Origin of the sequence: Finegoldia sp., assembly GCF_046991905.1 — a bacterium.
Taxonomy (GTDB): domain Bacteria; phylum Bacillota; class Clostridia; order Tissierellales; family Peptoniphilaceae; genus Finegoldia.
Genome location: NZ_JBKWZF010000047.1, coordinates 1 through 11,193, shown reverse-complemented (window position 1 = coordinate 11,193; position 11,193 = coordinate 1). Strand labels below are relative to the sequence as shown.

The following is an 11,193-nucleotide window of genomic DNA, read 5'->3' as shown; positions in this document are numbered from 1 at the left end:
GTCAAAATTATATGATGAATACAAAAATAAAAAAGATATTCTTATGGATGACTACTCCAATAAGAATATCTTGATAAATGAATTGACTCAATTAAGAAAAAATACTGATAAATATCTTGATAATGAATTATATAAGTAATTGGATCTATAAAAAAATGATAGGATAGTGTGGAAACTTTTCCACAGCCCCTTTCAAATATGAGCTCTCATTTTGCCTTTGCCAATAAAAATCGAGTAGGACTAAATATAACCCTCTCACACGATCGTACGTGCCATTCGACATACAAGTAGTTCAATGCAAATAATAATCAAAACAGCTTTAAAGTCCTCTCTTTTTGAGGATTTCTTTGTTTATATAGTACAATCCTGTTATGTTAGTTACAACTTAATAATAGTCGCCAAACCCCTAGGACTGTTTTCCATCTACAGTGGGACATTTAATTTTCTTTTAAACTTTTATAATGAATTCTCGTGTTCCCTAGCCTTCCAACTCTCTTTTCTTTTTCAGACTTCAAATCCAAAACATTTTAGCTTTGTTGGTTTAATAAATTTGAATTTTGTTGCATTTATTTTAATCCTAACTTCTTTTCTATACATTTGGTTACTAAAACCATTACTCTGTTTGCCACTACACTGTTTGCTACTGTTAGTATACTTTCATCTAAACATCAAACCAACCTTAATATCATATTCCTGTTCGTCAAGTCATGTCGTTCCTCTCTTCCACATATCTCCATGTGAAATTTCAGGATCGCTATGAAATTCGTCGACAACTACGCTATTTAGGAACTTTCACCCCAGTATTGGAACTTGCCCGTTATACAAAAAATTTTGATACTAATAATTTAGTTAATATCAAAATTTTAAATACCATTATATTTTAAAAAAACAATTAATACTAAACTTATAAAAATAGCACTAATAAAAGCTATCCAAAAAATAAATTTATCTACTTTAAACTTAGATTTAAATTTTTTTAAAGCTAAATTATATATTCCCACGCCCAATACACCACCTAATGTATTATTAATTATATCAGTTATATCAAATACTCCAATTGACAATGCGTACTGTAAAAACTCTATAGCTAAACTAAAGAAAAATACAAAAAGAATACTTTTTAAATTGTTTTTACGAAATAAAATAGATCTAATCATAATTCCCAAAGGTAAAAAAATGAGTATATTTGATACCATCTCATCAAAAACAACTTTAATATTAACTGTATTGTCATAATAAAATGGTAGTAAATTTATTTGTCGCTCAATCAATAAATTATTGATTGAAAATGTCATTTTAAATACTACAATAAAGATTAACCAAATTATATAGTATACAGTTAGCACTTTCATCCCAACTGAAATATATTGATTTTTCAATTTCATAATTAATTCCCCTTCAATCTATTAAAGTCACTTAAATTCCTTATTATACATTAACTTATATCTATTACAGTTTTCAATTAAATCATCGTGACTCCCATCACCTACTATTTTTCCATTATCCATCACAATAATTCTATCAGAATTCATCGCACATCTTATCCTATGGGTGATATATATAATAATCTTATCATTCAAATTATTTAAAATATTATCAAATATGATTTTTTCAGAAATTATGTCTAATGACGAGCTTGGCTCATCAAATAACAATAGACTTGATTTTCTATACATAGTTCGTGCTATTGCAATTTTTTGCCATTGTCCGCCTGAAAGTTCCTGCCCATTTTCAAACCAATTACCTACTACTTTATTAATATTATATTTACCATCATTTTTTAAAAATTTTGCATCAGCACTATTTAATGCTGTTAGAATCGAAAAGTCGTCTTCATTTCTATCAATTTGCCCTAATATAATATTCTCTTTTATTGTCCCCTCATATTTCAAATAATCTTGAAATAATGAACTAATCTGTGTTCTATAAGATTCTATTTCAATATCATCAAATTTCATCCCATTAATTAAAAACACACCTGAATCTGGACTATACAATCCAGCTAAAATTTTTAGAAGTGTACTTTTTCCTGAACCATTTTCCCCAATTATTGCAATGGATTCTCCTTTTTTTATCTTTAAAGAAATGTCTTGCAGAGCTAAACTATTATCATCATAAGAAAAGTTTATATTAGATAACGATATTACATTAATGTCTTTTATTGATCTTAGTATAGTTTTTGTCTCTTCTTTTAAATCGTCAGTTTTAAATTCAAGAAACTCTTTAAGTAAATTTATATATAAATTTGAATTAATAATATTGTATACACTGGTTCCTGTTTCATTTAGAGAACCTTGAAATATAACAATTGTGCTTATGTACACCATAGCAGTTCCAATTAAAAATTCTCCATTATACGTTTTAAATGCAAGTTCTTTAAAAATATATAAATTAATAAGAACTTGAAAAAAATTTATAACAATTATTAATAAAGCTTTCAATTTTTCAATGCTATTATTTTGATTAATAATAGTATCTGTAATTTCTTTATACTTACTAATAAAATAATTTTTTAACCTAAAAGTTTTTATCTCCTTAAAAGCAATATCGTGAGTTAATAAAAAAGAATAATACCAACTTTTCCTCTCTAAAGTACTTCTTCTATTTCTTATATTAAATTCTAATTTACCTATTCTTATTTCTCCAAACACTGATATTATGGTAACTGCAAACAAAAGAATAACCAAAAAATAATTCCATTTAATTAATACATACATAGCTATAATAGTTTGCGTTAAATTAAAAAGCAAATTAATAACTGACATCAATATTTCATATGGCTTTAATGTAGCATCTTGCTCTATTCTGTTCAAAATATCGTAAGTTTTATTATCTTCAAGTTTTTTTAAAGGCAAATCAGCACATTTTCCCATTACTTTCCTCATGGAAGAATAAGTAACTTCATTACTTAACCTTTGTAAATAGTAGTTTTTAATATTATCTACTATTACAGATATAAATTGTAAAGATAAATATATAAGTATAAGTATTATAATATTATCAAATCTAGTGGAATGAATTTGAATTATATTAATTATTGTTTGTCCTAATTTAAGAACTAAAAACGGAAAAACCCCACTTACAATTGACAATATTATAGTAATCGCAAAAGAATTTTTATCTACTTCATAAATCATCTTGAATGCTATTTTTATACATTCAAGATGATTTATTTTATCCTTACCCATATATTTATCCTCTACTTCCCATTAAAATATTTATTGCTCTATTTTGTTATATGATTTTATACTTAGCAATAAATACAGAGCAATATTAATTAAAGCCATTATTACTAGAAACTTTGGAATCCATAAAATTTTACCTGGCAACTTAACAAATTCAAATTTTTGATACTGTTCAATTAAGCTATTTTCTGCAGTACCTAATCCCATAGACGGCAAAAAATAAAATATTGATTTAAACAATTTTTTTCCATACAATAATGATGGAATAAAAAATAAAACACTCGATATGGCTGATGAAACCATAGAAACTTTTGAATTTATAGCGACAAATATTGACATCATTGAACTTGCAATAGTAAATAATATACTTAACAAAAATACACTTAATATAACTTTACCTATAGTTAAATTAGATATTGACAGTTGATTAAATAGTAACATTTGAAAAGATGAGTCTAAACCACTAGTGTAAATATATTTAATAGTGCCATAATAAATAGATATATTTAATATCAAATAAAGCGATATAATACTTGCTAAGGCAAGTATCTTGCTGCAAATATATTTATTTCTTCCATTTTTAGTTGTCCTAAAAATTGGATCTAGGTAATTTTCTTTATCCTCAACAATGCACTGTGATGAAATCAATATACAAATTAGTGATAATACCGTTATAAAAATATTTACGAAAAATAGTATATCCTCACTAAAATATCCTCCATAATAAAATGGTTTATTTACCTCTTTATATTTTTCTAGAGCAAATTCAGTTATCTTGTCATTGTCATATTTCTGTTTTATGTCCCTTTCCAATGCATCATAACAACTTTGATAAAAATTTAAATCTTTTTCTGTATCAAGTTCGTTTACATCAAGTAAACTTCCAGATGTTGTAATTGTATATGGGTATGTTATTACTCTTAATATAGGATCAAATTTAGATATATTTTTTTTAGCATCCTCTGATAAGTTTTCTCTACTGTTTACATTTTCATTATTTAATATTTCTTTATAAGATTTTACTACTTTAGTTATTTTTTCTTCTGTCAAATAACCTTCAGAGGCTTTATCATCCTCATTAAAATGATCTATAGCCTCTTTTCCAAAATAAGTAATTGTATCTCCAGAACTTATATCATCATATTGTACACTTCTATAAGTAATAAATGATATCAAAAAAGTAAAAACTAAACCCATGCCCAAAAAGACTCTTACCGATTTTTTAAATAAAAATCTTTTAAGTTCCTGTATATATATATTCATAATCTATAAACTATACCTCCCTTACAGCTTTGACAAAGCAAACTAGTCTTATTATTTATAATTAATATAGAAGCCCACAAAATATAGACTAAAATTTCTATATAGTGTGAGCCTCTATGATTCATCATTAATTATGATGCTCTAGGAGTTGTCACAGAACGAAATCTGTTACCAGTCCTATATTGTCCTTTACTATCACAACCGCAGCCACAATGAATACAACTATCATTGTTTCCGCGATAACCAGCAAAGCCTGTTGAACACATGCATGCTTGTGGTTGAGCTCCACTGCCCGGATGTCTTCCTAAAGGATTTATGAATTTCATAATCTCACCTCCTTCTCACTTATTTAAATATATATGTACATATATACTTATCTAATTCATATCATTTTTATTGAAACTCAATTTCGTTAAATTCCTCAAGTACATCTGGATTTTCTTCCAATATCTCATGATATTTTATCAAGCTACCTAACAAATAATTTCTTTCACTTCTACAAGAATTGTGTCTATAGTCAAAGTGCATCCCATTTTTATCATAACAATTTACATAGCATAGAGTGCATAAATTAATTGCCCAGCAGTCTTTGCAATATTTGTTAGCTTCTTTAATAAAATCATCAAAATATAATTCTTTAATTCTTTTTTTATCAAATCCTTTGTCTACATTTCCTATCTCTGGAATATCCCCTACCTTTTCACAAATTTTGAAGTTTCCGTCAACTGTTACATATATTCGTCTTTCTCCAGGGACACAACAACCATTCATCCCATATTTTTTAACAGGTTTTTCAGATAATAATCTTTTGTGTATAATCATCATAGCTTTGTCTACATCAGCATCTGTAAATAGGACATTTGTATTATCCTTGTTCCTTATTTTATTTTTTTCATCCCACGATAAAATTGGATCATAATAATCTTTTAAAATCATTCTTTCTTCATAAGATTGTGGTCTTGTATATATACTTTCATGTGGTCCATAATCTATAGAAGATGTTAATATATTTATATTTTTAGGCAACCAATCGCATTCATTTAAATAAAATTGTATTTTATCATACTGATCTTCATAATCAGGTCCTTCGATTACCATATTTAAGATAATGCTTTCTTTATTATTATATTTTTCCGCTGATTTTAATAGAATTTTTAATCCCCTAATAGTATTTTCAAAGCTTCCTTCCCCAGAAACAAACAATCTATTTTTGTTATGAAGCTCTTTATATCCATCTAAACTTACTATAATATTGAATTTATTCTTCATAATATAATCAGCAATTTCTTCATTCATTAAAGTAGCATTTGTTGTCATAGAATAAGTCATTTTATCAAATAACTTATTCGCATAATCTGTTGTTTTCTTTATAAGATCATAGTTTATTAATGGTTCTCCACCATAAAATCCAATATGACGTTCATCAGAATTTTGTGAATGAGCTTTTAAAAAATCAACAGCTTTTTTTGCTACTTCCCAGTCCATATTCTTATGACCAAAAGCTCTGTATTCAGGATGAGATTCATTATAGATGCAATATTTACATCTTAAATTACATTTCTCTGTAACCTCTAAGGTAACATTTTGTATCTTATTATCTATTATCTCATCAATTTGTTCATAAGTTTTTCCAGTCAAACAATTAAATTTAGTTGCTGAGAGTATACTTTCTTTATTAATCGCATCTTTTATTTCACTTATAGCCTCACAAAATTCTTGTTCAGACATATCAAGTTTTATAAAATCCAAGAAATTTTCGCTCTCTAAAAATTTAGTTAAGACTTTATACACATTTTCATTTATTTGTGCTACCTTACCAGTACCACTATCATAATAATAAAAATTACGTTTTGTCTTAAATGTTTTGCCTAATCTTCCTGGATATTCTTCCTTGCATAACTCTTTGTACTTATTTTCTAATTTTTCTTCTTCTAGGGCTATTAAATCCATATTTACCTCCTTGTTTTGAATACATTATTACTATTAAACTTGGTAAAACAATAATATATATTACAGCTGATATCATTATAAGATTTGATGAACTCATCCAATTCCCAAAAACATTCACAAAATTAAAATCAGCAATTTGATTTTGTAATGAATTAATTAGTCCTATTCCTGAAGATGGGAAAATATAGTTTATAGCACTAATCATAGCTATAGGAGAAATTATTGTTGGAAATAATGCTAATAAAATTGATTTCATTATGGATTCAACTTTTCTTTTACTTAATACAGAAATAATTAGTGTAGCAAGAATGGTTGAAATCAATATGATACTATTACAAATAAGCATATATTTATTAAACTGTCCAAAGTTCCAATTATGCAAACTTAAAGCACTAAACATCATCTGAACAGAAGTCTTTTTATACTCTGTTCCAAAAGCATAGTCTAATATAGAGCCTTGTATGAAGTTTCCTAAGAGCAAAGTTAATACCGAAATCGTAAGTATTGCTAGAATTTTATAGATGGCAAACTTTCTTCTGCCATATTTAGTTGTTTTAAATATATAATCTAAATCATTCTCACTATCTGACGAGAATATTGGAGCTGCTACTACAACCATTAAAATTATTATTATCGTATTATAAAATCCTCTATAATCATTTGCATCTGTACTATAATATCCATAATATTCATATGGAGTCTTTATTTTACTCAGTGCTTTTTCAGATTTTTCTATAATTTGATTCTGAGCTTTATTAGGATATTCATTTTCAATTACTTTATTTAGATAATCAAATACTTTATTGTAAAAATATTTGTTATCATTGATATCTATGCTTAAAACTGGAGGAAGGTTATTACTTTGAGAATCAGTGAATACTTCATTTACTTTCTTACTTATATGTTCTATAGGCATAAGCTCCTTTGTATTAATTTCAGGTTTTAATTCAGACCTATCAGTAACATTATATTTTCTTAGTATTTCTCTATATTTTTTTGTGCCATTATAAATTAAATCTTCTGTTATCTTTCCTGAATAAGGCTCTTTAGCTTTTTTAATATATTCTATTGCTTCTTTTCCTTTTAAATTTTTTACTTGATCTCCTTCTCCATAGGTAATTTTTGTAAAATTAATTGGAGCTATGGAAAGCAATATAGCAAGTAGTAATGAAAACAATATTATAATTTGATTTGATCTTATTGATAAAATCCTCTTTATCTCATTTAAGTAAATTTTCATTTTAATTCACCTTAAAACTTCTATCTTCTGGAAAGACCCATAAATAGAAGTCTTCTAGATGAGCTTTTGTTAATTTAGAATTATTTAAAACATCATCTTTATCTGATATGTATCTAATGAGTACGTTTCCATCATCTTGTTGTTTTACATTAACAACATTCAATTGTGTTTCTTTTTCTGCATATTCTCTATTTGATATAGATGCTTCGTATACCTTATTCTTAATTTTAGATATCAGTTCATCAGTTGTTCCAGAATATACAAATTTACCATCTTTCATAATTAAATTTGATGTTGATATATATTCAATATCAGAGACTATATGAGTCGAAAGCAAAACTATTTTATTTTTTGATATTTCCGTGATAAAATTTCTTAATTTTATTCTCTCACCAGGATCAAGTCCTGCTGTTGGTTCATCTAAAATTAATATTTTAGGATCATTTAAAATAGCTTGACATATTCCTACTCTCCTTCTCATTCCTCCTGAAAGCTTTACTACTTTTTTGTACTTGACATCAGATAAGTTTAATACTTCTAGGAGTTTATCAATCATTTCTTCTGTTTTGCTCTTGTCTATACCTTTTAAAGCAGCTACATATTGTAAAAATGAATTTACAGTAAACTCTGGAGCACAAATAAATTCTTGAGGTAAAAACCCTAACAAATTCCTATATTCTTCTCCTAATTTGTTGATTCTTTCCCCATTATATAAAATTTCGCCTTGACTCGGTGTACTAATTCCAGTGATCATTTTTATTAAAGTTGTTTTCCCAGCACCATTTGCACCTAAGAGTCCCCAAACACCTGGACATAACGTAGCTGATGCATTATCAACCGCTAATTTATCTTTAAATTTCTTACTTACGTTTTTAATCTCTAATTCCACTAAACTACCTCCCTTATTTTTTATGCTTCCTTATTAAAAAGTAAAAAATACATCTTCATGTTAGTGATAAAAATTTTACTCCTCTATGATTTTATTTTAATTGATACAATAAAAAAGTGTTTTAATATTCTATTGATTAATTCTTAAGATTTCATTAATTTTTAAAAAATAAAAAAACACCTTAATTATGTAGTTTTATACATAATTAAGGTGTAATCCTCATTTATTTTTTAATCTTACAATGACAATAACTTCATTATTAGAACTTTCTACCTCTATCTTACCCTCATGTAATTCAATAATTTCTTTTGCGATAGGTAAACCTAAGCCAGATCCCACTTTTTTTGAATTTCTTGCTAGATTTAATCTAGTAAATTTGTTAAACATATTTCTTATCTGCGCTTCTTCTAGTGTATCGGCCTTGTTAATAATTTTTAATATTACACACTTATACGTTTGATATATTTTAACTTTTATCTCTGTATTTGCATAAGAATATAAGATTGCATTTTTTAAAATATTCTCTAAGGCTCTTTTCATTTTATTTGGATCGACATTTACAAATATTGAGCCTTCACTTGAGATATTTATCTTATGATTATTCTCTTTCATCATAGGATAAAGCTCATCTCTTAATTGTATTAAAAAATATTCTAAATCAATTTTTTCTTTATGAATACTAAATTCACCATTATTTAATCTAGCAATTTCAAAAAATTGGTTTATAAGATCTTCTAATCCTAATGCTGTTTCTAATAATTGTCTAATATATTTCTCTCTTTGCTTATTAGGCAAGTCTTTCATTTCATCGAGCATTGATAAATATCCAATGATAGATGTCAAAGGAGTTCTTAAGTCATGTGCTAAGTAGGTGATTAAATCATTATCTTCATTTTCTCTTTTTTTAAGCGTATATTCTATCTCTTTTTGTTTAAATTTTAATCTATTTATGGAATCTTCTAAAGTTTTATAAGGAGTCGGGAAACTAACAACATTCTCATCCAAATCGTCTATTTTTTTGCATAAGTCAATATAATCTTTCTCTAATTTTGAAAATTCTTTTATTATAATAATTAATATCCCCAATAATAAAATAACAAAAAAAATCAGATCCAATCTATTAACAAAAAATTCGTGTATTTCATTATTAAATCTAAAAATATTGCTATCTATTGCAAGCATACAACTCATTAGAATAAATAAAAATACCATAATTTTTATTACTATTTTTTTTAGTATATCTTTAAAATATTGATCTTTATCCAATTTTATACCCAACTCCCCATACAGTTGTTATTATATTGTTTTGCACTCCTAACTTTTCCCTAATATGTCTAATATGAACTGAAACCGTATTGTTTTTTATATAATATTCATCCGGATATATTTTATAGAATAAATCTTCGGATCCTAGTACTTCAGATTTTTTCTCTAGTAATGATTTTAAAATAATAAATTCAATAGGAGTTAAATCAATTTCCTGTCCATCAACTAAAACTTCTCTTGATTTGATATTTAAATCCACATTTTGATAAGTTAAAATATTTCCTGTACCTTCTTTAGTTTTTAAATTATAATTATTGTATCTTCTTAATTGAGCCTTTACTCTAGCAACTAACTCTCCAGGTAAAAATGGTTTAGTTACATAATCATCCGCTCCAAAGGTTAAGCCCTTAATTTTACTTGACTCATCATCTTTTGATGTAAGCATAATAATTGGATAATTAAAAGACTCTCTAATCTTTTTGCATAAATAATATCCATCTTTATCAGGTAACATAATATCTAAAATCGCTAAATCAAATTCTTCTTCCTTAATATATCTAATTGCTTCCTCTGAACATGTTGCCTTTTTTATAATATAATTTTCATTTTCTAGATATATCTCTATTAAATCTAAAATACTTTCATCATCTTCTACTACTAATACTGAGTAATTCATAACTAAATTTCCTCCATTTTAAATCTATCACTTTTGTCAAAACAACTTTAAAAAATAAAGAAATTTTTTAAGTAAAAGAATCAAGAAGAACAATACAACATCCTTTTAATGAATTAAATCTATCTTTCTAAATTTCTTAAATCTATAATTTTTGATTTAATATACATTTCTTTCGTTGTTTATAAATGTCTACTTATAAATAAGTATACCATTATTCTTTATCTCATTTCAATATCTATATCTACTATATTGATAATAGATTGTCTTTGCTGTCATCACATATACTATATCTTTTAAAAAGTTTTCGTCTGTTCTAGCCTTCTAATCGTCTTTTCTTTTTCAGACTTCAAATCCAAAACATTTTAGCTTTGTTGGTTTAATAAATTTGAATTTTGTTGCATTTATTTTAATCCTAACTTCTTTTCTATACATTTGGTTACTAAAACCATTACTCTGTTTGCCACTACACTGTTTGCTACTGTTAGTATACTGTAATCTACATATCTAACCAACCTTAATATCATATTCATGTTCATCAAGTCAGGTCGTTCCTCTCTTCCACATATCTCCATGTGAAATTTCAGGATTGCTATGGAATTCGTCGACAAATACGCTGTTTAGGGACTTTCACCCCAGTATTGGAACTTGCCCCATCATACAATACAATAAGCAGACTAAAACCTGCCCCCTATAATCTTTTACCTTTCTATGCTATTATCCTTTT

Annotated in this window: 9 protein-coding genes; all 9 read right to left on the bottom strand. The window is 26.4% G+C overall.

Going from position 1 to position 11,193, the window contains the following annotated elements:
• Positions 1-863: 863 nt before the first annotated feature.
• Entirely contained in the window at positions 864-1,385 is a 522-nt protein-coding gene (locus ACLUJM_RS11115; RefSeq protein WP_004837759.1) for a VanZ family protein, read from the bottom strand.
• Between the two features lie 27 nt (positions 1,386-1,412).
• Positions 1,413-3,188, bottom strand: coding sequence for an ABC transporter ATP-binding protein (locus tag ACLUJM_RS11110; RefSeq protein ID WP_004837760.1), 1,776 nt, complete (start codon positions 3,186-3,188; stop codon positions 1,413-1,415).
• A gap of 30 nt (positions 3,189-3,218) precedes the next feature.
• A complete protein-coding gene (locus ACLUJM_RS11105; protein WP_412412819.1) occupies positions 3,219-4,448 on the bottom strand; it encodes an ABC transporter permease in 1,230 nt (409 codons plus the stop codon).
• Between the two features lie 131 nt (positions 4,449-4,579).
• Entirely contained in the window at positions 4,580-4,774 is a 195-nt protein-coding gene (locus ACLUJM_RS11100) for an Apre_1838 family putative sactipeptide bacteriocin (RefSeq protein WP_412412818.1), read from the bottom strand.
• Between the two features lie 67 nt (positions 4,775-4,841).
• Positions 4,842-6,398, bottom strand: coding sequence for a radical SAM protein (locus ACLUJM_RS11095; RefSeq protein ID WP_412412817.1), 1,557 nt, complete (start codon positions 6,396-6,398; stop codon positions 4,842-4,844).
• Complete coding sequence (locus ACLUJM_RS11090) at positions 6,358-7,638, bottom strand: ABC transporter permease (protein ID WP_412412816.1); 1,281 nt, start codon at positions 7,636-7,638, stop codon at positions 6,358-6,360. The genes ACLUJM_RS11095 and ACLUJM_RS11090 overlap by 41 nt, the downstream gene beginning before the upstream one ends.
• 1 nt (position 7,639) lies before the next feature.
• Positions 7,640-8,527, bottom strand: coding sequence for an ABC transporter ATP-binding protein (locus ACLUJM_RS11085; protein WP_012797171.1), 888 nt, complete (start codon positions 8,525-8,527; stop codon positions 7,640-7,642).
• Between the two features lie 219 nt (positions 8,528-8,746).
• Positions 8,747-9,793: a sensor histidine kinase gene (locus tag ACLUJM_RS11080; protein WP_054254550.1), complete on the bottom strand. Its 1,047-nt coding sequence runs from the start codon at positions 9,791-9,793 to the stop codon at positions 8,747-8,749.
• On the bottom strand, positions 9,786-10,469 hold the full coding sequence (locus tag ACLUJM_RS11075; RefSeq protein WP_019107252.1) for a response regulator transcription factor: 684 nt from the start codon (positions 10,467-10,469) through the stop codon (positions 9,786-9,788). The genes ACLUJM_RS11080 and ACLUJM_RS11075 overlap by 8 nt, the downstream gene beginning before the upstream one ends.
• Positions 10,470-11,193 lie beyond the last annotated feature (724 nt).